A 22121-nucleotide genomic window follows, 5' to 3' on the forward strand; every position below is an offset into this window, starting at 1 on the left:
ATTTTTTGACGGGGCAACTGGTGGACAAATTCCTCTACATCGCAATGACCGGCGCCAAGCAGAACATGGATGCACTGGCGGTACGGGCAAATAACCTGGCCAATGCCAATACCGATGGTTTCAAGGCGGATATGGCGCAGGCCCGCTCCATGCAGGCTTTTGGCGAAGGGTTGCCCTCTCGGGTATTTGCCATGACCGAACTGCCATCATCGGATTTCTCCTCCGGAGCATTGCATACCACCGGGCGGGATCTGGACATTGCTGTTAAAGACCAGGGCTGGATTGCGGTGCAGGCAGATGATGGCCGCGAGGCCTATACCCGCGCCGGGAGCCTGAATATTGACGTTAACGGCATGCTGCGTAACAGCAGCGGCCATGCGGTGATGGGGGATAACGGCCCCATTGTGTTACCGCTGCCCATTGAAAAACTGGAGATTGCCGCCAACGGTACCATTTCCGTGAGGCCCCAAGGTGCCACGCCGGAAGTGATTGAAGAGGTGGGGCGGATAAAACTGGTCAATCCCGGCAATAACAATTTGATGCGCGGCGAAGACGGGCTGTTTCACACCCTTTATGGGGAGCCCGCTGCTGCCGATGCCGACGTTAATGTGGTCAGCGGCGCGGTGGAGAGCAGTAACGTTAGCGCCGTGGATGAGATGGTCAACATGATCAGCTTGCAACGCCAGTTTGAACTGCAAGTAAAAATGATGAAAACCGCAGAAGACAACGACAAGTCTGCTGCTGCATTGGTACGCATTAGCTAGGAGTAACGATTATGCATCCTGCTTTATGGATTAGTAAAACCGGGCTCGACGCCCAGCAGACCGACATATCGGTAATTTCCAACAATATCGCTAATGCCAGCACCGTGGGTTACAAAAAATCCCGGGCAGTGTTTGAAGATTTGCTGTACCAGACGGTGAATCAGGCCGGGGGCATCAGTGCATCCAACACCAAACTGCCCAACGGGCTGAATCTGGGGGCGGGCACCAAAGTGGTATCCACCCAGAAGCTGTTTTCCCAGGGCAATATGGAAACTACCGATAACGCGCTGGACTTGATGATCCAGGGCCCGGGCTTTTTTGAAATTCAGATGCCGGATGGCACTACCGCCTATACCCGCAACGGCCAGTTCACTATGGATGACAGCGGCCAGATGGTAACCTCCGGTGAAGGCTATGTGCTGCAACCCGGCATTACCCTGCCAGCCAATGCCACCTCGATTACCGTGTCTTCCGAAGGGGAAGTGTCAGTGAAAATGCCCGGCGAAGCTGAAAATCAGGTGGTAGGACAGTTAACCATGTCTGACTTCATCAATCCGTCCGGTCTTGACCCCATTGGCCAGAATCTCTATCTGGAAACCGGTGCCAGTGGCGCACCGGTGCAGGGCACGCCAGCGCTGGATGGTATGGGCAGTATCCGTCAGGGTTCTTTGGAAACTTCCAACGTCAACGTGACCGAAGAGCTGGTCAATCTGATTGAAAGCCAGCGGGTATACGAGATGAATTCCAAGGTCATCTCGGCGGTGGATCAGATGCTGAGTTATGTAAACCAGAATCTGTAACGGGGTAAGGTTATGAAGGTATTACTGACACTATTGCCGCTTTTGTTCCTGGGGGCCTGTGCCTCCAGTCAGCACAAGCCGATTGCCGACGATCCTTACTATGCGCCTGTATATCCGGATGACAGCAGCGAAACCGCGCTGGTGCCCACCGGCTCCATTTACACCAATAACCGGGCCACGGCGCTGTTTTCCGATCTTAAAGCCCATCGGGTTGGGGACATTGTCACCATTGAACTGGTGGAATCCACCCAAGCGAAAAAAAGCGCGGGCAACCAGATTTCCAAAGGTTCCAACCTGTCGGTAAATCCACTGATGGCCGCCGGGCGCAATGTCACCATTAACGGCAACTCGCTGGATGTGGGATATAGCGACAGCATGGATACCGCCCGTTCGGCGGATACGGACCAAAGCAACAGCTTGTCCGGCGAGATTTCCGCCAACGTCATTCAGGTGCTGGGCAACGGCAACCTGGTGGTGCGGGGAGAAAAATGGATCACCATCAATAACGGTGACGAGTTCATCCGCATTACCGGCATTGTGCGACCTCAGGACATTACCACCGAAAATACCGTGCAATCCCCCCGTGTGGCCAACGCCCGCATCCAGTACAGCGGTACCGGTACCTTTGCCGACTCGCAAAAAGTGGGCTGGCTCAGCAAATTCTTTATGTCTGACTGGTGGCCGTTTTAAGGAGTCATGATGATGAAAACCCAATGGTGGCTATTGCTGGGACTGTTAATGTGCCTGCCCGCACAGGCTGAACGCATCAAGGATATTGCCGATGTGCAGGGGGTGCGTGAAAACCAGCTGATTGGTTACGGGCTGGTGGTGGGCTTGCCGGGCACCGGGGAAAAAACCCGTTATACCGAACAAACCTTTAAAACCATGCTGAAGAATTTTGGCATCAATTTGCCGGACAGCGTGCGTCCCAAGATTAAAAACAGCGCCGTGGTGGCCGTGCATGCCGAAATGCCCGCATTCATTAAGCCGGGGCAGACCATGGATGTTACCGTGTCGAGCCTGGGGGAAGCCAAAAGCCTGCGGGGCGGCAGTTTGTTGCAAACCTTTTTGCGCGGGGTTGATGGCAACGTGTATGCCATTGCCCAGGGCAGCCTGGTGGTGAGCGGTTTCAGCGCCGATGGCATGGACGGCTCCAAAGTGATTAACAACACGCCCACCGTGGGGCGCATTCCCAATGGCGCGATTGTGGAGCGGGAAGTGGCAAACCCCTTTGCCCGCGGCGATTATTTGACATTCAACTTGCGAAGCGCCGATTTTGACACGGCCAAAAGAACCGCCGATGCCATCAACAACCTGCTGGGCCCCGGCATGGCAAGGCCGCTGGATGCGGCGTCCATTCAGGTAAATGCCCCGCGGGATCCGGCGCAGCGGGTATCGTTTTTGGCCACACTGGAGAACATTCAGGTGGAGCCTGCCAGCGAATCTGCCAAAGTCATCGTGAACTCCCGTACCGGCACCATTGTGGTAGGTAAAGATGTGCGCTTGCTGCCTGCTGCCATTACCCATGGCGGCCTGACCGTCACCATTGCCGAAAACCCGCAGGTGTCCCAGCCCAACCCGTTGGCCGGGGGCAATACGGTGGTGGTGCCCAACAGCAGCATTGATGTGACTCAGGAAAACCGCCGCATGTTCCTGTTCAACCCCGGCACCACGCTGGATGAACTGGTACGGGCGGTCAATATGGTCGGGGCGGCACCATCGGATGTACTGGCTATTCTGGAAGCGTTAAAAGTGGCCGGTGCTTTGCATGGTGAGCTTATCGTGATCTGATTTATGACGGTTACAGGTAGCACCATGGATCAACTTGCAAATTCTTCCCATTTTCTGGACTTGGCCGGTTTGGATAACCTGCGCGCCAAGGCCCAGACCGATCAAAAAGCCGCGCTTAAAGAAGTGGCACGGCAATTTGAAGGGATTTTTGTGCAGATGTTGATGAAAAGCATGCGTGATGCCAATCAGGCCTTTGAAGCGGATAGCCCGCTGAATTCCCAGTACACCAAGTTTTACGAGCAGATGCACGATCAGCAGCTGTCGGTGGATTTGTCCAAAAAAGGCATGTTGGGCTTGGCAGACTTGATGGTGCAACAGCTGGACCCACAGCATTCCGGCATAACCCCCGCCTCCGTGATGCGCAGCGACTCTGCCATGGCATTTGTGGCGCCAAGGGGTGCTGGTGTAACCCCTGCGGCAGCTCCGGCAACGGATGACAGCGCCGATGCGCCTTATGCCCCATTGCCGCTGGAGAATCCGGCGGCCGTTAATGGGCCGTTAACTGCGGCAGATGCAACGGCGGCATCCAATGGCCACCGTCATGACGCCCGCTTGCCCATGAGTGATTACGACACCCTGGACAGCATATTGAGCGGCCAGGTATTGCCGCAGGATGCCGGCAACATCGGTTCACCGGAAGATTTTGTCAAAGTGCTTTACCCCTACGCCAAAGAGGCGGCCGCCCAATTGGGCACCTCGGCAGAGGTGCTGCTGGCACAATCCGCACTGGAAACCGGCTGGGGACAGAAAATGATCAAGACCAGCGATGGCCGCCCCAGCAACAACCTTTTTAACATCAAGGCGGACAAACGTTGGCAAGGTGGCAGTACCACGGTTGGCACCACCGAATATGAACAAGGCCGTGCGGTGCGGGAAAACGCGGCGTTCAGAGTGTACGACAACCTGAAAGACAGCTTTAACGACTATGTGGCACTGATTTCGCAGAGTGAACGTTATCAGCATGCCCGTCAGGTTGCCGCTGAACCGGCGCAGTACGTGCGCGGTTTGGCCCAGGCCGGTTATGCCACCGATCCTCAGTATGCCAATAAGGTGATGCGAGTGCTGCAAAGCATCAAGCAGGATTTCGGACAATTCTTACAAGGGGCCGGCGGCCGATAACTGCCGCCTTACAGGAGCTTGAATTATGTCGGTTGATTTATTGAATATTGCCCGCACCGGTGTGCAGGCCGCCCAATCCCAGATTGGGGTGACCGGTAATAATATCAGCAATGTCAATACCGAAGGATACAACCGGCAGGTGGCAATTCAGGCCAGTCAGGATTCCTATTACCTGGGGGGCAACTATTATGGCACCGGCACTTACGTGACGGATGTCAAACGCATTTACAACGATTTTGCGGCGCGGGAGCTGCGCATCGGCCAGACCAACTTAAGCAGCGCCGAGACCCGCTATAACAAACTCAGTGGCTTGGATGAACTGTTGTCCAATACCGGCAGCACCTTGACATCGTCACTGGATTCGTTTTTCTCCAGCATGAACAATCTGGCAAACGCCCCGTCCGACAGCGGCATCCGCCAAACCGTGTTGAGCTCGGCCCAGCAACTGGCGGCCAATTTTAACCAGATGGACAGTTATCTGGATAACCAGATGCGCCAGACCAATGACGAAATCAGCGGCATTACCGATCGCATCAACGAGATCGGCAGTGAAATGGCCAACATCAACAAGGCGTTGATGTCCACCAACGCCCCGGATGCCCAGCTGCTTGACAAGCAGGATGCCCTGATTAATGAACTGAGCCAGTACGCCCAGGTGAATGTGGTGCCGCTGGACAACGGCAGTCGCAGCATCATGATGGGCAGCGCCTTCATGCTGGTCTCAGGCGAGGTGGCCATGACCATGGGCACCACCACCGGCGATCCTTACCCCACCGAGGTGGATCTTACCTATACCGTTGGAGATACCACGTTAAAAGTTGACCCGGCCAAATTGGGGGGCCAGCTTGGCGCCCTTTATGACTACCGGGATAACACCTTGCAACCGGCCTCCATGCAACTGGGGCAGATGGCATTGGGCGTGGCGGATGCGTTCAACCGCCAACAGGCACAAGGCTTTGATTTGAAAGGGCAGGTGGGGCAAAACATTTTTACCGACATCAACAGCGCCGCCATGGTTCAGGGACGCGTGGGTGCCTATGACAGCAATGGCGGCACCGCCACATTGAGTGCCAGGATAACGGATGTAGGTGCGCTCACCGGCGACAGTTATCAGCTGCGTTACACCACCGCGGGCACCTATGAGCTGACCAACAACCAGACCGGCAACGTCACCTCGTTGGCACTCAATGGCACCACGCTGGAAGGCGCTGATGGTTTCACCCTCAATATCGATGCCGGTGCCATGGCGGCAGGGGATCGTTTTGACATTCGTCCAAGCGCCAATGCTGCCGGCAGTTTGCAGTTGACCATGACAGAGCCTCACGGCCTGGCGGCAGCCTCGGCGCACATTACGGCAGCAGGCAGTAACAGTGGCAATGCCGGGATGACGCTGGTCAGTGTTGATAACCGCGCGGCAGCCAATTTCCCGGTAACCGGCAGTGAGCTTACCTACACCATTGATTCTTCCGTGGTGCCGCCCACTTATCAGGCAACGGATGGCGACGGCAATGTGGTCAGCAGCGGCAATGTTAGCGGCAATCCGCCCCAAATAAGCGATAACGGTTTTACCGTGCGTCTGGATGCGCTTTCCGGCGGCAGTGACGTGTTCACCCTGGATTTGAGTTTTGCCGTGGGCGACAACAGCAATGCGGTGGCCATGGCCGATTTGGCCGACAGCAAAATCATGGAAGGCGGCAAAGCCACACTGGCGGACGTGTTTGCACAAACCAAGCTGCAGGTGGGCAGCCAGACCAAAGCCGCCGAAGTCAGCATGAATTCCGCCCAGAGCGTTTATAACCAGGCTTATAACCGGGTGCAGTCAGAGTCTGGGGTCAACCTTGATGAAGAAGCCGCCAATTTGATCAAGTTTCAACAGGCGTACATGGCATCGGCCAGGATTATGACTACCGCCAACAGTGTTTTTGACACCTTATTCAATGCCGTTCGATAGGAGTGATGCACATGCGTATTTCCACCGCACAGATGTTCAACCAAAACATCACTAGCCTTAATCGTGGTCAGGCACAAAAAAGCAATTTGCTGGAGCAGCTCTCCAGTGGCAAGCGGGTCAATACCGCAGGTGACGATCCGGTCGCGGCGGTGGGCATTGACAATCTTAACCAGCAAAATGCCCTGATTGAGCAGTTTCAGAAAAACATCAATGATGCCACCGGCCATCTGTCGCTGGCCGAAAGTCAACTCGGTGCAGCAGAAACCCTGGCCATGTCCATACGTGACCGGATGCTGGCGGCGGTAAACGGCACCTATACCGACGACGAGCGGCAAAGTATTGCCGATGAATTGCGCAACAGCCTGGAACAGCTGCAAAGCATTGCCAACTATCGCGACAGTGCCGGCAGCTATATTTTTGCCGGCACCAATATCGATACCGAGCCTTTTGTGACCGACGCCAGTGGCAATGTGCATTATCAGGGCAATAGCGGTGTGCGTACTGCACTGGTGGCGGCGGGTGTTGCCATGGCCACCAATGTGGCAGGGAATGCGGCATTCATGAATGCTCCCAACGCCATGGGGGATTTTGGCGTCAATTATTCGGCGGCGCAAAGCGGTGATTTTTCCGTCAGCAGCGCCAAAATCACCGACCCGTCAACCTATGTGCCCGGGGATTATCAGTTCAACTTCATGGATGACGGTAGTGGCGGGCTGGAATTGCAGATCCTGGATGCCAGCAACACATTAGTAACTACCGTTACACCGGTGGATACATCAAACCCAATATCTTTCAATGGGATAGAGGTTTCTCTTGATGGTACGCCTGCTGCTGGCGACAGTTTTTCCATCACGCCTCAGGCATCTGCCGGCATTTTTGATACCGTCGGGCAAACCATTGCCCTCTTTGAAAATGGTAATGCCATTAATACTCCCGCCGGACAGGCACAGTTGGCACAGCTCTTGAATAATTTCGATAGTGGCGTGGATCAGATCCGCATCGGCCGCAGTGAAACCGGCACCAGCCTCAGCAGCCTGGACAATTACACCAGCAATCATGGGGATGTGGCGTTAGTGAATAACACTGCCCTGTCGCTGCTGCAGGATCTGGATTATACCTCGGCGGTCTCTGAGTACCAGAAACAGCAACTGGCGATGAATGCGGTATCCACACTGTTTGGTCAGGTGGGCACAGTGTCATTGTTTGATTATTTATAAAGCGCATCGCCAGCGTGGCTGAACAAGTAAGCATGCAGCACTGGCAAATTGAACACCACAAAGACAGCACGAATTAACAAAGCTAGCCAAGCTCCGAGTCTTGGCGTGAAAACTAGGAAGAGGAACTTGACATGGCTATTACTGTTAATACCAATGTGACCTCACTGAAGTCACAGAAAAACCTGAACGGCGCCAACAATGCACTGCAAACTTCCATGGAGCGTTTGTCTTCTGGCCTGCGCATCAACAGCGCCAAGGATGATGCCGCCGGGCTGCAGATTTCCAACCGCATGACCAGTCAGATTAACGGCTTGGACGTAGCCCAGCGCAACGCCAACGACGGCATCTCCATGGCCCAGACCGCAGAAGGTGCCATGCAGGAGTCCACCAACATCCTGCAGCGCATGCGTGACTTGTCATTGCGGTCTGCCAACGGCTCCAACTCCGCTGATGACCGTGCCTCCATGCAGAAAGAAATTGCATCCCTGCAATCTGAGTTGACCCGTATTGCCGATACCACCTCTTTTGGCGGCCAGAAGCTGATCAACGGTTCTTTTGGCACTAAATCATTCCAGGTGGGTGCCAACGCCAATGAAACCATTGACGTGAGCATTTCAGACGTGTCATCCGCAGCCATTGGCCGTACTTATCAGAGCTTTGATGACAATGGCACCGTGACCACCAAAATCACCAAAGGCACTGAAGCCGCTGCCGGTTCTACCACCATCAAGGTGGGTGACAACTCTTATAATATCGCCCTGAATGCGGATATGAGCGGAGCGGATGTTCAGGCCAAGATCAATAACATTGATGGCCTGAGTGGTGTTACCGTCAAAGAAAACAACCAGGTCACCTTGAGTGATTTCACCGGGCTGGTAGAAGACACCACCCATACCGTCAAGCTGTCGGGTTATACAGCGGCCTCCGATGCCAATGAAACCATGACGTTAAGCATTGGGGGTAATGATGTTGTCATTACGGGCGCAGCGGATTTGTCCGAAGTGGCCGATTTGATTAACAACGATGCGACCGTAGGGGCGGATTATACCGCCACGTATGATGCGGATGCTGGTGAAGTGTCCATCAGCAGTAATGCCGGCACGACATTCAACGTCAAAGCAACGGGGGGAAATGGTACAGGTACTACTACAGCTGGGGATGCTGATACAGGTGCCATTACTGTAGGTGCCACTGGCTATACCAACTTGGCTGACACAACAGGTGCCGGTACCGCCGATGTAGCCTCTACCGCGGGGACTGACACCGAAACCATGACCTTGACGCTGGGGAGTCAAACCTTAACGCTGAATAAGGATAATGCTAAAGATATCAGCACCCTAGTAGGGACCATTGATGGAGTGGATGGTTTCTCCGCCGAATTGAATGATGACGGTGATAAAATCATCATCACCAGTGATGACGGCAAGGAATTTGAGGTGGGAGCCAGTGGCACTAACGCTACCGGCACCATGACAGGCGCTCTGACCCTGACTGCAGGCGCAAACACCCTGACCGTGGAAGATGGCGCGCTGACACCAACTGAGACCTTTAACTCTGCCTCTACCGACTACACCGTAGACTTTACCAATGCCCAGCTGGATGAAGGCTTGGGTGCGGTATCGGTGGCAGATGGCAGCGCTGATGCGGTAGAAATGAGCAAGGCGGCAGGTACCACCTTCAAGTCGGTGGCCGGGATTGACATCAGCACCGCCGATGGCGCCCAGTCTGCCATCAACATCATTGATGCAGCCATTGCCGGTATTGATGAGCAGCGCTCGGATCTGGGGGCCATTCAGAACCGCATGAGCTTTACCATCAACAACCTGAACAATATCTCCACCAATATGTCGGATGCCCGCAGCCGCATTCAGGATGTGGACTTTGCCAAGGAAACCGCCACCATGACCAAACAGCAGATTTTGTCGCAGACGTCATCGTCCATGCTGGCACAGGCCAACCAGCTGCCTCAGGTGGCATTGCAATTATTGCAGGGTTGATATTCAAAACTCTCGTAACAGCGCTCATTAAGGCGTCTTTTCACTCACAAACGGGTCGGCATTAGCCGGCCCGTTTGCGGTATTGGCCTGTGTTTTTACGGCATGTTTTACCCGGTTTCCCTCGCTGCCAAAAATTTTAAAAATTAGCCTAAAGTTTACCTTCCCCACGCCGTTACAGTGAGTGTATTAGAAAAGCTCCGCCTGGCTGGATGGCTCAGGCAGCAGTCAACCAGGTAATAATGAGGAATCCAACATGGCTATTACTGTAAATACCAACGTGACCTCCTTGAGTTCACAAAAGAACCTGAACAAAGCAAACAGTGCTCTGCAGACCTCAATGGAGCGTTTGTCCTCTGGCCTGCGCATCAACAGCGCCAAGGATGATGCCGCCGGGTTGCAGATTTCCAACCGCTTGACCAGTCAGATTAACGGCTTGGACGTAGCCCAGCGCAACGCCAACGACGGCATCTCCATGGCCCAGACCGCAGAAGGTGCCATGCAGGAGTCCACCAACATCCTGCAGCGCATGCGTGACTTGTCATTGCGGTCTGCCAACGGCTCCAACTCCGCCGATGACCGCGCCTCCATGCAGAAAGAAATTGCATCCCTGCAATCTGAGTTGACCCGTATTGCCGATACCACCTCTTTTGGTGGCCAGAAGCTGATCAACGGTTCTTTTGGCACTAAATCATTCCAGGTGGGTGCCAACGCCAATGAAACCATTGACGTGAGCATTTCAGACGTGTCATCCGCTGCCATTGGCCGTACTTATCAGAGCTTTGATGACAATGGCACCGTGACCACCAAAATCACCAAAGGCACTGAAGCTGCTGCCGGTTCTACCACCATCAAGGTGGGTGAAAACTCTTACAATATTGCCCTGAATGCGGATATGAGCGGGGCGGATGTTCAGGCCAAGATCAATAACATTGATGGCCTGAGCGGTGTTACCGTCAAAGAAAACAACCAGGTCACCTTGAGTGATTTCACCGGGTTGGTAGAAGACACCACCAATACCGTCAAGCTGTCGGGTTATACAGCGGCCTCTGATGCCAATGAAGAAATGACGTTAACGGTTGGTGCGACGAATATTGACATTACCAGTGCGGCAGATCTGTCTGCAGTGGCCGATTTGATTAACAACGATGCGACCGTAGGGGCAAGTTATACCGCCACGTATGATGCGGATGCCGGTGAAGTGTCCATCACCAGTAATGACGGCTCGTCATTCAACGTCAAAGCGCTGGCGACTAATGGTGATGGTGCTTCAGGTGGGGCAGCCGGGGATTCTGATACAGCTAAAATTACCGTTGGTACCACTACCTATGATAACTCGGCTGACAGTGCTACTGCCGGTACTGCTATCGATGTAGCCTCTACCGCGGGGACTGAAACCGAAACCATGACCTTGACGCTGGGGAGTCAAACCTTAACGCTGAACAAGGATAATGCTAAAGATATCAGCACCCTAGTAGGGACCATTGATGGATTGGATGGTTTCTCCGCCGAATTGAATGATGACGGTGATAAAATCATCATTACCAGCGATGACGGCAAGGAATTTGACGTGGGAGCCAGTGGCACCAACGCTACCGACACCATGACAGGCGCTCTGACCCTGACTGCAGGCGCAAACACCCTGACCGTGGAAGATAACGCGCTGACACCGGGTAACAGTTTTAAATCTGCCTCTATCGATTACACCGTAGACTTTACCAATGCTCAGCTGGATGAAGGCTTGGGTGCGGTATCGGTGGCAGATGGCAGCGCTGATGCAGTAGAAATGAGCAAGGCGGCAGGCACCACCTTCAAGTCGGTGGCTGGGATTGATATCAGCACCGCCGATGGCGCCCAGTCTGCGGTTAGCATCATTGATGCGGCCATTGCCACCATCGACAGCAACCGTGCTGACCTTGGTGCGGTGCAAAACCGTATGGACTTTACCATCAGCAACTTGAGCAACATCTCCACTAACGTGTCTGATGCCCGTAGCCGGGTACAGGATGTGGACTTTGCCAAGGAAACCGCCACCATGACCAAACAGCAGATTTTGTCGCAGACGTCATCTGCCATGCTGGCTCAGGCGAACCAGTTGCCACAGGTGGCCCTGTCCTTGCTGTAATGCCCGTGGATACGGCTAACTTAGAATGAGCAAAGGGGAGGCGCATTTGATGCACTCCCCTTTATTGCTTAAGCTGATGTTAAACATGAGTATCCAAGTCATGGAATGCTTGGGTATGCAAAAGTGGGACGCAGACGAATGAACAGTGAATTATCATTTAATGCAGCGCCGGGCTTGCAGGCAACTGCGGGTATGGCCAACAATAAGGCCCCACAGACAGAAGTCCTGTCAGGTAATGATAACGGGGTGGCTACCGCCGTTAACGTTACTCATGGCATGGTTGTTGCTGGGAATGAAACCACTGTGTTACCGGCGTCAGAATCACCGGTAACCGGGAATGAAGATGAACAAAATCCGGATACGCTGCAACAGGTAACCGAAGAACTGACCGCCACGATGACCATGATGCGTAAAGGGTTGCAGTTTCGGGTGGATGAACAGGCCGGCCTGCCGGTGGTGAGTGTCATAGATGTGGACTCTGGTGATCTCATCAGACAGATCCCGTCCCAGGATGCGTTGGAACTGGCGGAGAAAATGTCAGAAATTGCCGGATTATTGATGAAAACGGAAGCCTGATACAGGCTTTTGTGCGCCTGTGTTAACCGGCATACGGTTAACACAGGCATATGGTTAACCAACCGGAGGTAACAATGGCGAGTTTAACGGCCAATGGTCTGGGGTCAGGGCTTGATATCAGCAGTATTGTCACTGCATTGGTCAATGCGGAAAAGTCCCCCAAAACGACGGCACTGAATGCGGATGAAGCGGTAATCACCGCCAAAGTCTCCGCCATTGGCTCCTTGAAAAGTGCCATCTCCGAGTTTGTGGACAAATTATCCCCGCTGACAAAAGCCACGACCTTTAACGGCTATACAACCAAGTTGTCCAACAGCGATTTTATGAGTGCCACTGTGGCTGATGATGCAGTTGCGGGCAGTTATAAAGTGGTGGTGGAGCAACTGGCTGAAAGCCAGAAATTGGGCAGCAGCGCCGTTCAGGATGCAACGGCAGGCATAGGCAGCGGCACATTGGCGCTCACCGTAAACGACGACAGCTTTAATGTGGATGTGGCAGCTGACGACTCGCTGCAGGATATTGTCAAGAAAATCAATGCTGCAAAAGATAACGTCGGGGTGACGGCCACCATCATTAACAGTGATGAGGGCGCCAGGCTGGTGCTTACCTCCGATGACACGGGCACGGACAACCAAATCCAGCTCACCGCCACCGACAACAGTGGCAGCGCACTGGCTGACACCTTCACCATGACCGAATTGCAAGCCGCCAAGGATGCGGTTATCACGGTGGATGGCCTTAAAATCACCTCTGGCGCCAACAAGGTGGAAGATGCCATTGCCGGGGTGACGCTCAATCTCACCGATGCGGATGTGGACAAGTCCACCATGCTCACCGTGGCCCAGGATACCGCCAAGCCTAAAAATGCCATCAAGGCGTTTGTTTCGGCTTACAACACCATGATGTCCACCGTTGGCAGTCTGTCCAGTTATAACGCCGAAACCGAAACCGCCGCCGTGTTGTTGGGGGATGCCACCGTGCGCAGCATCCAGTCCCAGTTCCGTACTGCCATCTCCTCCATGTTTGATGCCGGGGACGGCAACAGTACCGCGCTGACCAATTTGGGCATTAGCACCACCCGGGAAGGCACTCTGGAAATTGACGATGACAAGCTGTCTGCCGCACTGGCCAATAATTCAACCCAGGTGAAAGCCTTCTTTACCACCGAAGACACCGGCTTTGCGGCAAAACTGCAAAGCATTGGTAAATCCTATACGCAGGCTGGCGGCATTCTGGATAGTCGCAATGACTCGTTGAGCAATCAACTGGAACGCATCGATGCCCAGCGGGAGCAGCTGGAAACCCGCATGCAGGCTTATCAGGCGCGTTTGACCAAACAATACAACGCCATGGATTTGCTGGTGGGGCAGCTTAATTCCCAAAGCACCATGATCACTGAACGTATCGAGTCGTTACCCGGTCTGGTATCGTCCAGCAAAAAATAATGTACGCTAGCCGTGGATGAGCCCGTGGATAAACAACAGCTATACACCGCACTGGACAGTGTTAACCGGCAAATTGACACCAACTTGCAGCAGCTCAAGCTACAGGTGCGTGAGGATTTAACCGGTGCTGAAAACCTGGTGCAGATTTTGCAAAACCTGTTACTGCAGCGTCAAAATCTGTTGCAGCCCTGGTTGTTACTGACCTCAAGCGAAGACGGTAAACAACTGCAAACGCAACAGCAACTGACGCAAGATTACGCGCGCCGGATGGTCGCTTTCAGGCAATATTACGGGGATTCCCTGGTGACCAGAAAACGTAACGAGCGCAAATTGGATGTATATAAAACTCTGGATGCACAAAGGTAGGGTCACAAAATGAGAGGCTCCATACAGTCTTACCGCAAAGTATCACTTGAAAGCCAGTTGGCAGATGCTTCTCCCCATAAAATCACACAGATGTTATTTAACGGGGCGCTGGAGCGTATTGCCCAGTCAAAGGCCGCAATGGAACAGCGCAACTATGCCCAGAAAGGGATTTTAATCGGCAAGGCCATTGGCATTATTCAAGGGCTCAATAATTCTCTGGTGATGGAAGAGGGCGGCGACATTGCGGCAAATTTGCGGCAATTGTACGACTTCATGCTGCGGCGCATTACCGAGGCCAACATCAATAACGATGTTCAGGCACTGGATGATGTTTCCTCGCTGCTGCGGGAGATTAAAGAAGCGTGGGATGCCATACCGGCAGAACAACACTACCTGACAGGCAATCAAGAGTAGTTGCAGCTTCATTGACAGTCATCATACAGGCGCCAAATTGGGCGCCTGTATTCTAACATCCGTCATGATTTTGACGCTTATCCGGTAAGCATGACAAATTTGATCTAAAATCTTCCTGTTTGAGACATAAAATCACTCACGGGGTTGCTTATGCCCGGCCGATAATACAATATTCTGCATGGCTGTGGCTTTTGTTATAAACGTGAATAATAAGTGCTGTTTCGTGCCGTTTTTTGGACAAACAAAAACAATTAGATTAAATAATTAAACGATAATTATCAGACCGTAGCGGCCTACTGAATGATGCAAATAGATCAACGAATTTTACTTGTCGGCAATCCATCCGAACGTGCTAACCGCCTTGCCTGTGTCCTGGAGTTCATTGGGGAACAGGTGGAGTTTGTTGCGGTTGAGGCAGCGGAAAAACTGACCCCTGAGTTACGTTGCAGAGCTTTGATCTTACTGCCCGAGTGTCTGATTGCACCACAGATACAACCCCTGATTAGCCGGCTTCCCTGGCAACCCATTCTCAGTTGCGGCAGACTCGATAACAGCGCTTCCAATGTGCTGGGGCATATTGACGAGCCGTTAAATTATGCGCAGGTCACTGAACTGCTGCACTACTGCCAGGTTTTTGGTCAAATCAAACGGCCACAGGTACCTACCAGTGCCAATCAAACCAAACTGTTTCGCAGCCTGGTGGGGCGCAGCGAAGGCATTGCCCATGTGCGCCATTTAATCAATCAAGTGGCAGAATCCGGTGCCACCGTACTGGTTACCGGCCCCTCCGGTACCGGCAAAGAGGTGGTGGCGCGCAATATCCATTATTTGTCCGATCGCCGTGAAGGCCCGTTCATTCCGGTCAACTGTGGCGCCATTCCGGCAGAACTGCTGGAAAGTGAACTGTTCGGCCATGAAAAAGGCTCGTTTACCGGTGCCATCAGCGCCCGTAAGGGCCGTTTTGAATTGGCGGAAGGCGGCACCCTGTTTCTGGATGAAATCGGCGACATGCCGTTGCAGATGCAGGTGAAATTATTGCGTGTTCTGCAAGAGCGGGTGTTTGAACGGGTAGGGGGCACCAAGGCCATTCAGTCCAATGTGCGGGTGATTGCCGCCACCCACCGTAATCTGGAAACCATGATTGACGCTGGCGACTTCCGGGAAGATCTCTTCTACCGTCTGAACGTTTTCCCCATCGAGATGCCGCCCCTGACCGAACGGCGGGATGACATCCCCTTGCTGCTGCAAGAGCTGGTAAGCCGGGTCTTTAATGAAGGCAAGGGCCGGGTGCGCTTTACCCAGCGGGCCATTGATTCATTGAAGGAACACAGCTGGGCCGGAAACGTGCGGGAGCTGTCCAATCTGGTGGAGCGCCTGACCATCCTTTATCCGGGCGGTTTGGTGGATGTGAACGACCTGCCGGTGAAATATCGCCATATTGACGTGCCTGAGTATTCGCTGGATATCAGCGAAGAGATGCAGGAGCGCGATGCGCTGGCCTCCATCTTCAGTGACGACGAGCCGGTGGAAATCCCTGAAACCCGCTTCCCAAGCGAATTGCCACCAGAAGGGGTTAACCTTAAAGACTTGCTGGCGGAGCTGGAGATTGACATGATCCGCCAGGCGCTGGACCAACAGGATAACGTGGTGGCTCGTGCCGCCGAGATGCTGGGCATTCGCCGCACCACACTGGTGGAAAAAATGCGCAAGTATGGCATGAACAAAGATTAACCTTCATTTACTTGATTCTTAAAGAAAATCTTTTGGCATAAAATCTGCTTTATCCCCGTCAAGGCTATTTTTTTGACGGGGTGTTCATGGCGGCGCAATCTCTTGCTCAGCTGGAAACCATTTCACATCGCGGGCATCAGTGGATTCAGGTTAAAGAAGCCGCCAACATGTCCAATCGCATGGAGCACATTCTGCAGGCCATGCCATCCGGGGTGGTGATCCTCAACGGTGATGGCATGGTGACCGATGCCAATCCGGTTGCAGAATCACTGCTGGATGTACCGCTGGTGGGCGAACGTTGGCTGCATATCATCAACCGCGCCTTTGCTCCCCGCAAGGATGACGGCCATGAGGTTTCCTTGCGTAACGGTCGCCGGGTGAAACTGGCCATTACCCCGCTGACGCCGGAACCCGGGCAACTCATCATGCTCACCGATCTTACCGAAACCCGCTTGCTGCAGCAAAACCTTTCCCATTTGCAGCGGTTGTCTGCACTGGGCAAAATGGTGGCCAATCTGGCACACCAAATTCGTACCCCCCTCTCTGCCGCATTGCTGTATGCCGCCAATCTGGGCAATCCTCGCTTGGCGGCACCGGCCCGTCAGCGTTTTCAGGATAAATTGCTGGAGCGCTTGGGTGAACTGGAGCGGCAGGTGAACGATATGCTGCTGATTGCCAAAGGGCGCCAGGAGCAGGTGGGCGAGCGCATATTGATGTCTGAGGTGGTGCGGCAGGTCATCATTAATTGCGATGCCCTCTGTGAAAAAAGGCAGGTACGGCTGGAGATGCAGCTTGTGGCTGACGGCATGGTGTTTGCCAATCTTCATGGCTTGAGCTCGGCCATCAACAATCTGGTAATGAACAGCGCAGAAGCCCAGGCGAGCCACATAGTGCTGCGATTGACCCGGGAGGCGCAGCAGATGGTGCTTACCGTCAGTGACAATGGCCACGGACTGGATGAAAAACAGCAGCAACAGGTGCTGGAGCCTTTTTATACCACCAAACCCCATGGCACCGGCCTGGGCTTGGCCGTGGTGCAGTCAGTGGTCAACAGCCATGGCGGCCAGTTGTCCCTTGACTGCATGGTGGGCAAGGGCTGCTGCATTACACTGAAATTGCCCATGGTAGCGCAGCCTGCTGGCGCCGGAGAGCATGACCTATGAACGATATCAGGATTTTGTTGGTCGAGGACGATGCGTCTTTGCGAGAGGCGCTGCTCGACACCTTGCTGCTTGCCAGCTACCAGTGTGTGGATGTGGCCAACGGGGAAGAAGCCATTGTGGCGCTGAAAAAATGCCAGTTCGACATGGTGATAAGTGATGTGCAGATGCCCGGCATCGGTGGCATGGGGCTGCTGGATTACCTCAAGCAGCAGCATCCCCAGTTGCCGGTGCTGCTGATGACCGCATACGCCACCATTGACAGTGCCGTGAGTGCCATCAAGCTGGGAGCGGTGGATTATCTGGCCAAACCGTTTTCGCCTGAAGTGCTGCTCAATCAGGTCAGCCGTTATTTGCGGCCAAAAGCCAATACGGGGGCTCCGGTCGTAGCTGATGAGAAAAGCATCGCGTTGCTGGAACTTGCCGAACGGGTGGCCGCATCAGAAGCCTCAGTAATGATTTTAGGCCCCAGCGGCTCCGGTAAAGAGGTGCTGGCGCGTTATATCCATCAAAAAAGCCCGCGATTGCATGGGCCATTCATTGCCATCAACTGTGCCGCCATTCCGGAAAACATGCTGGAAGCCACCCTGTTCGGCTATGAAAAAGGCGCGTTTACTGGCGCTTATCAGGCTTGTCCGGGGAAATTTGAACAGGCCCAAACCGGCACCTTGCTGCTGGATGAAATCTCTGAAATGGACTTGGCACTGCAGGCTAAACTGCTGCGGGTGCTGCAGGAGCGGGAGGTGGAACGCTTAGGGGGCCGCAAAACCATCAAGCTGGATGTGCGGGTGCTGGCAACCTCCAACCGGGATCTCAAGGAGATGGTGGCCCAAGGGGATTTCCGTGAAGACCTATACTACCGTATCAATGTGTTCCCGCTGGCCTGGCCGGCACTTTGCCAGCGTCCGGGCGACATCATTCCCCTGGCTCGGCACCTGTTACGCCGTCATGCCGATAACAGCGGCATTCACCCGGTACCTGAACTGTCTGACAGTGCCGTGCGTCGCTTACTGGGCCATTCCTGGCCCGGCAATGTGCGTGAGCTGGACAACGTTATCCAGCGGGCGCTGATTTTGCACCGCAACCAACGGATTGATGCCAACGATATCGTGATTGATTTGCAGGATGTGGCCCTCAGCCGGGAGGCACCTGCAGTGCAACCCACGGAAGGCTTGGGGGATGAGCTGAAAGCCCAGGAACACATGATCATTCTGGAAACCCTTAACCAGTGTAACGGCAGCCGCAAGCAAGTGGCCGAGAAACTGGGGATCAGCGCCAGAACCTTGCGCTACAAAATGGCCAAAATGCGGGAAATGGGCATTGAACTGCCTGCATGATGTTTTTTGAGTGACATCCCTTTGTTGCACCTGCCCGTTATCTTGTGCCGTAAAATCTACTGGCGATAACGGGCAGGCCCATCACCTTTCATCCCAACCCTTATGGCTCCGTCATTCATGACGGCATAAATCTTTGGCAACCTTTTTGCATTACCCTGTTTATCGATGATTATGCGTCAAACCGCTGACGATGGGAGATAACACTATGCAGATTAATGGCAATCCGTTGCTGCAGGAATTGCAGGCACTGAAAGGTGAAATCACCCCCAATGCCATATCCTCCTCGCCTTTACGCCAGGTGAACAACACCAGCGGCGCTGATTTTTCCCAGTTACTGACCCAGGCTATCGGCCAGGTGAGCGAGCTGCAATCAACCTCCGCCAATCTGGCCACCCGGCTGGAAATGGGCGACACCAGCGTGACGCTGTCAGATACCGTCATTGCCCGGGAAAAAGCCAGTGTCGCCTTTGATGCCACCATTCAGGTGCGCAACAAGCTGGTTGAGGCATACAAAGAAATCATGAGCATGCCGGTATAACTTAACATCAGCACGATAGCGGGAATTTAACGTGAGTACAGAATTAGTTGCAGAAAACGGCGGCACACTCGCTTCTTCAGCCAATGGCACCCAGCAGGAAAACAAGTCCGGCGTCATGGGCATGCTTGGCAGTGTGGATATGTTGCGGCAGGTCAGCATGATCCTGGTGCTGGCCATCTGTCTGGCGCTGGCGGTGTTCATCATGATCTGGGCCCAGGAGCCCGAATACCGACCCTTGGGAAAAATGGACACGGATCAGCAGGTGCAGGTGCTGGATGTGCTGGACAAAAGCCGCATTCCCTACAAGCTGGATGTGGATGTGATCAAGGTGCCCGAAGATCAGTACCAACAGGTGAAGTTGCTACTCAGCCGCGCCGGGGTCTCTACCAGTGCCGAATCCAAGGATTTTCTCAATCAGGACTCGGGCTTCGGGGTGAGCCAGCGCATGGAGCAGGCACGCCTGAAGCAAAGCCAGGAAATGAACCTGGCCCGGGCCATTGAAGAGCTTAACAGTGTCAGCCGCGCCAAGGTGATTTTGGCGTTGCCAAAAGAAAACGTGTTTGCCCGCACCCGCTCGGCCCCCAGTGCCACCGTGGTGGTGACCACCCGCAAAGGCGGATTGGGGCAGGAGGAAGTGGATGCCATTGTGGATATTGTGGCCTCTGCCGTGCATGGCATGGAACCTGGCAAGGTAACCGTCACCGATGCCAATGGCCGCTTGCTCAACTCCGGCAGTCAGGATGCCGTCTCTGCCAGAGCCCGCCGTGAAATTGAAATCGTGCAGCAAAAAGAGCAGGAATACCGTAACAAGATTGACTCCATACTCATCCCCATCCTCGGCCCGGAAAACTTCACCTCCCAGGTGGATGTGAATATGGACTTTACTGCCGTGGAGCAAACCGCCAAGCGCTTTAATCCCGATTTGCCGGCACTGCGCAGTGAAATGGTGGTGGACAATAAATCGGTCAATGGCAGCAGCAATGGCGGCGTGCCGGGCGCGTTGAGCAATCAGCCGCCCATGGCAGCCAACATCCCGCAGCAGGCCACGGGCGATAGTGGCGACAAAACCATGGCCAGCAGCAGCCACAACGAAGCCACCCGCAACTATGAACTGGACACCACCATCAGCCACACCAAGCAGCAGGTGGGCAATGTGCGGCGGGTGAGCGTATCGGTGGCCGTTGATTTCAAATCCGGTGCGGCAGGTGCCGATGGGCAAACCACCCGGGTGCCGCGCACCGAAGAGGAGATGGCCAATATCCGCCGGTTGCTGGAAGGCGCCATAGGCTTTAATACCCAGCGGGGCGATGTAATTGAAGTGGTTACCGTACCCTTTATGGATCAACTGCTTGAAGAGTTGCCACCCACCCCCATGTGGGAGCAGGAGTGGTTCTGGCGCGCCGTGAAAATGATCCTTGCCGGACTGGCCATATTGCTGCTGGTGCTGTTTGTGGTCAAACCCGTGGTGAAACGGCTGATTTTCCCCGAAGAAGCCAAAATGCCCGATGAACCGCAACTGGGGCATGAATTGGCGGATATTGAAGATCAATACGCTGCTGACACCCTGGGGATGCTGCACAAACATGATGCGGAATACAGCTATGCTGAAGACGGCTCAATCCTCATCCCCACGCTGCACAAAGATGATGATATGATTAAAGCCATCCGTGCCCTGGTGGCTAACGAACCCGAACTCTCCACGCAAGTCGTGAAAAACTGGTTACAAGACGATGGCAAATAACGAAGAGGCCAAAGCGCCGGCTAATAATTTTGATGTCAGCTCCCTCAGCGGGGTGGAAAAAACCGCCATCTTGCTGCTGAGCCTGAGCGAAGCTGATGCGGCATCCATCCTCAAGCACCTGGAACCCAAGCAGGTGCAAAAGGTGGGGATGACCATGGCCAGCATGCAGGAGTTCGGCCAGGAGCGGGTTACCGCCGTGCACAAGCTGTTTCTGGATGACATACAGAAGTTTTCCTCCATTGGCTTTAACAGTCAGGAGTTTATCCGCAAAGCCCTGACCACCGCGCTGGGGGAAGACAAAGCCGGCAACCTGATTGAGCAGATTGTGATGGGCAGCGGCGCCAAGGGGCTCGATTCGCTGAAATGGATGGATGCCCGTCAGGTGGCCAGCATCATCCAGAATGAACATCCCCAAATTCAAACCATTGTCCTGTCTTACCTGGAGCCGGATCAGGCCGCGCAGATTTTTGCCCAGTTTCCGGAAAACACCCGTCTTGACCTGATGATGCGCATTGCCAACCTGGAAGAGGTGCAACCGGCGGCGCTGCAGGAACTCAACGACATCATGGAAAAACAGTTTGCCGGTCAGGGCGGTGCCCAAGCGGCGAAAATGGGCGGCCTGAAAGCCGCAGCCAATATCATGAACTACCTGGATACCTCCGTGGAAAGCCAATTGATGGAAACCCTGCGGGAATCTGACGAAGAAATGGCGCAGCAAATCCAGGACTTGATGTTCGTCTTTGAAAATCTTATCGATGTGGACGATCGCGGCATACAGAGCTTGCTGCGTGAAGTGCAGCAGGATGTATTGATGAAGGCCCTCAAGGGGGCGGACGATCAGCTGCGTGAAAAAATCTTTGCCAACATGTCCAAACGGGCGGCAGAGCTGATGCGCGATGATCTGGAAGCCATGGGGCCCATCCGCGTCAGCGAAGTGGAAGTGGCACAAAAAGAGATCCTGTCCATTGCCCGTCGCCTGTCGGATGCCGGCGAAATCATGCTGGGCGGTGGTGGCAGCGAAGAATTCTTGTAAAAGCATCGTAAGAGCATCG

At 54.0% G+C, this 22121-nt stretch carries 19 protein-coding genes; all 19 read left to right on the plus strand.

All coding sequences use genetic code 11. The annotated features are described in order from the left end of the window. Positions 1-20 precede the first annotated feature (20 nt). The 19 genes from flgF (at position 21) to fliG (ending at position 22102) form a co-directional block, all read left to right on the plus strand. Complete coding sequence (gene flgF / locus ACIDEJ_RS01105; protein WP_411986247.1) at positions 21-764, plus strand: flagellar basal-body rod protein FlgF; 744 nt, start codon at positions 21-23, stop codon at positions 762-764. 11 nt (positions 765-775) lie between these two features. Further along, complete coding sequence (gene flgG / locus ACIDEJ_RS01110) at positions 776-1564, plus strand: flagellar basal-body rod protein FlgG (protein ID WP_411986248.1); 789 nt, start codon at positions 776-778, stop codon at positions 1562-1564. A gap of 12 nt (positions 1565-1576) precedes the next feature. Beyond that, positions 1577-2254 carry a flagellar basal body L-ring protein FlgH gene (gene flgH / locus ACIDEJ_RS01115; protein WP_411986249.1) on the plus strand — a complete coding sequence of 226 codons (678 nt, stop codon included), beginning with the start codon at positions 1577-1579 and terminating at the stop codon, positions 2252-2254. A gap of 9 nt (positions 2255-2263) precedes the next feature. Then, positions 2264-3355 carry a flagellar basal body P-ring protein FlgI gene (locus tag ACIDEJ_RS01120; RefSeq protein WP_411986250.1) on the plus strand — a complete coding sequence of 364 codons (1092 nt, stop codon included), beginning with the start codon at positions 2264-2266 and terminating at the stop codon, positions 3353-3355. Between the two features lie 24 nt (positions 3356-3379). Then, positions 3380-4474 carry a flagellar assembly peptidoglycan hydrolase FlgJ gene (gene flgJ / locus ACIDEJ_RS01125; protein WP_411986251.1) on the plus strand — a complete coding sequence of 365 codons (1095 nt, stop codon included), beginning with the start codon at positions 3380-3382 and terminating at the stop codon, positions 4472-4474. A gap of 25 nt (positions 4475-4499) precedes the next feature. After that, positions 4500-6425, plus strand: coding sequence for a flagellar hook-associated protein FlgK (gene flgK, locus ACIDEJ_RS01130; RefSeq protein ID WP_411986252.1), 1926 nt, complete (start codon positions 4500-4502; stop codon positions 6423-6425). A gap of 11 nt (positions 6426-6436) precedes the next feature. After that, positions 6437-7642 (plus strand): flagellar hook-associated protein FlgL, encoded by a 1206-nt coding sequence (gene flgL / locus ACIDEJ_RS01135; protein ID WP_411986253.1) that lies wholly within the window; start codon positions 6437-6439, stop codon positions 7640-7642. Between the two features lie 131 nt (positions 7643-7773). Beyond that, on the plus strand, positions 7774-9639 hold the full coding sequence (locus ACIDEJ_RS01140) for a flagellin N-terminal helical domain-containing protein (protein ID WP_411986254.1): 1866 nt from the start codon (positions 7774-7776) through the stop codon (positions 9637-9639). 253 nt (positions 9640-9892) lie between these two features. Then, complete coding sequence (locus ACIDEJ_RS01145) at positions 9893-11761, plus strand: flagellin N-terminal helical domain-containing protein (RefSeq protein WP_411986255.1); 1869 nt, start codon at positions 9893-9895, stop codon at positions 11759-11761. A gap of 138 nt (positions 11762-11899) precedes the next feature. Beyond that, entirely contained in the window at positions 11900-12337 is a 438-nt protein-coding gene (locus ACIDEJ_RS01150) for a flagellar protein FlaG (protein ID WP_411986256.1), read from the plus strand. Positions 12338-12411: 74 nt separating this feature from the next. Further along, positions 12412-13782 (plus strand): flagellar filament capping protein FliD, encoded by a 1371-nt coding sequence (gene fliD / locus ACIDEJ_RS01155; protein ID WP_411986257.1) that lies wholly within the window; start codon positions 12412-12414, stop codon positions 13780-13782. Between the two features lie 24 nt (positions 13783-13806). Then, positions 13807-14148 carry a hypothetical protein gene (locus tag ACIDEJ_RS01160; RefSeq protein WP_411986258.1) on the plus strand — a complete coding sequence of 114 codons (342 nt, stop codon included), beginning with the start codon at positions 13807-13809 and terminating at the stop codon, positions 14146-14148. A 9-nt stretch (positions 14149-14157) separates the two neighbouring features. Further along, positions 14158-14562 carry a flagellar export chaperone FliS gene (fliS, locus tag ACIDEJ_RS01165; RefSeq protein WP_411986259.1) on the plus strand — a complete coding sequence of 135 codons (405 nt, stop codon included), beginning with the start codon at positions 14158-14160 and terminating at the stop codon, positions 14560-14562. A gap of 300 nt (positions 14563-14862) precedes the next feature. Further along, complete coding sequence (locus ACIDEJ_RS01170; protein ID WP_411986260.1) at positions 14863-16293, plus strand: sigma-54 dependent transcriptional regulator; 1431 nt, start codon at positions 14863-14865, stop codon at positions 16291-16293. A gap of 86 nt (positions 16294-16379) precedes the next feature. After that, entirely contained in the window at positions 16380-17456 is a 1077-nt protein-coding gene (locus ACIDEJ_RS01175; protein WP_411986261.1) for a sensor histidine kinase, read from the plus strand. Continuing rightward, positions 17453-18790, plus strand: a complete 1338-nt coding sequence (locus ACIDEJ_RS01180; RefSeq protein ID WP_411986262.1) for a sigma-54-dependent transcriptional regulator — start codon at positions 17453-17455, stop codon at positions 18788-18790. Before ACIDEJ_RS01175 ends, ACIDEJ_RS01180 begins: the two co-directional genes overlap by 4 nt. A 205-nt stretch (positions 18791-18995) precedes the next feature. After that, positions 18996-19328 carry a flagellar hook-basal body complex protein FliE gene (gene fliE / locus ACIDEJ_RS01185; RefSeq protein WP_411986263.1) on the plus strand — a complete coding sequence of 111 codons (333 nt, stop codon included), beginning with the start codon at positions 18996-18998 and terminating at the stop codon, positions 19326-19328. A 31-nt stretch (positions 19329-19359) separates the two neighbouring features. Then, positions 19360-21069, plus strand: a complete 1710-nt coding sequence (gene fliF, locus ACIDEJ_RS01190) for a flagellar basal-body MS-ring/collar protein FliF (RefSeq protein ID WP_411986264.1) — start codon at positions 19360-19362, stop codon at positions 21067-21069. Beyond that, positions 21059-22102, plus strand: a complete 1044-nt coding sequence (fliG, locus tag ACIDEJ_RS01195; RefSeq protein WP_411986265.1) for a flagellar motor switch protein FliG — start codon at positions 21059-21061, stop codon at positions 22100-22102. The genes fliF and fliG overlap by 11 nt, the downstream gene beginning before the upstream one ends. The last annotated feature ends 19 nt before the right edge of the window (positions 22103-22121 follow it).

Origin of the sequence: Shewanella mytili (assembly GCF_046765975.1) — a bacterium.
Lineage (GTDB): Bacteria > Pseudomonadota > Gammaproteobacteria > Enterobacterales > Shewanellaceae > Shewanella > Shewanella mytili.

What these genes read in the sequence shown, in the direction of transcription:
- flgG (WP_411986248.1), top strand. Translation starts at nt 776, where the DNA reads ATGCATCCTGCTTTATGGATTAGTAAAACCGGGCTCGACGCCCAGCAG.
- flgH (WP_411986249.1), top strand. Translation starts at nt 1,577, where the DNA reads ATGAAGGTATTACTGACACTATTGCCGCTTTTGTTCCTGGGGGCCTGT.
- ACIDEJ_RS01120 (WP_411986250.1), top strand. Translation starts at nt 2,264, where the DNA reads ATGATGAAAACCCAATGGTGGCTATTGCTGGGACTGTTAATGTGCCTG.
- flgJ (WP_411986251.1), top strand. Translation starts at nt 3,380, where the DNA reads ATGGATCAACTTGCAAATTCTTCCCATTTTCTGGACTTGGCCGGTTTG.
- flgK (WP_411986252.1), top strand. Translation starts at nt 4,500, where the DNA reads ATGTCGGTTGATTTATTGAATATTGCCCGCACCGGTGTGCAGGCCGCC.
- flgL (WP_411986253.1), top strand. Translation starts at nt 6,437, where the DNA reads ATGCGTATTTCCACCGCACAGATGTTCAACCAAAACATCACTAGCCTT.
- ACIDEJ_RS01140 (WP_411986254.1), top strand. Translation starts at nt 7,774, where the DNA reads ATGGCTATTACTGTTAATACCAATGTGACCTCACTGAAGTCACAGAAA.
- ACIDEJ_RS01145 (WP_411986255.1), top strand. Translation starts at nt 9,893, where the DNA reads ATGGCTATTACTGTAAATACCAACGTGACCTCCTTGAGTTCACAAAAG.
- ACIDEJ_RS01150 (WP_411986256.1), top strand. Translation starts at nt 11,900, where the DNA reads ATGAACAGTGAATTATCATTTAATGCAGCGCCGGGCTTGCAGGCAACT.
- fliD (WP_411986257.1), top strand. Translation starts at nt 12,412, where the DNA reads ATGGCGAGTTTAACGGCCAATGGTCTGGGGTCAGGGCTTGATATCAGC.
- fliS (WP_411986259.1), top strand. Translation starts at nt 14,158, where the DNA reads ATGAGAGGCTCCATACAGTCTTACCGCAAAGTATCACTTGAAAGCCAG.
- ACIDEJ_RS01170 (WP_411986260.1), top strand. Translation starts at nt 14,863, where the DNA reads ATGATGCAAATAGATCAACGAATTTTACTTGTCGGCAATCCATCCGAA.
- ACIDEJ_RS01175 (WP_411986261.1), top strand. Translation starts at nt 16,380, where the DNA reads ATGGCGGCGCAATCTCTTGCTCAGCTGGAAACCATTTCACATCGCGGG.
- ACIDEJ_RS01180 (WP_411986262.1), top strand. Translation starts at nt 17,453, where the DNA reads ATGAACGATATCAGGATTTTGTTGGTCGAGGACGATGCGTCTTTGCGA.
- fliE (WP_411986263.1), top strand. Translation starts at nt 18,996, where the DNA reads ATGCAGATTAATGGCAATCCGTTGCTGCAGGAATTGCAGGCACTGAAA.
- fliG (WP_411986265.1), top strand. Translation starts at nt 21,059, where the DNA reads ATGGCAAATAACGAAGAGGCCAAAGCGCCGGCTAATAATTTTGATGTC.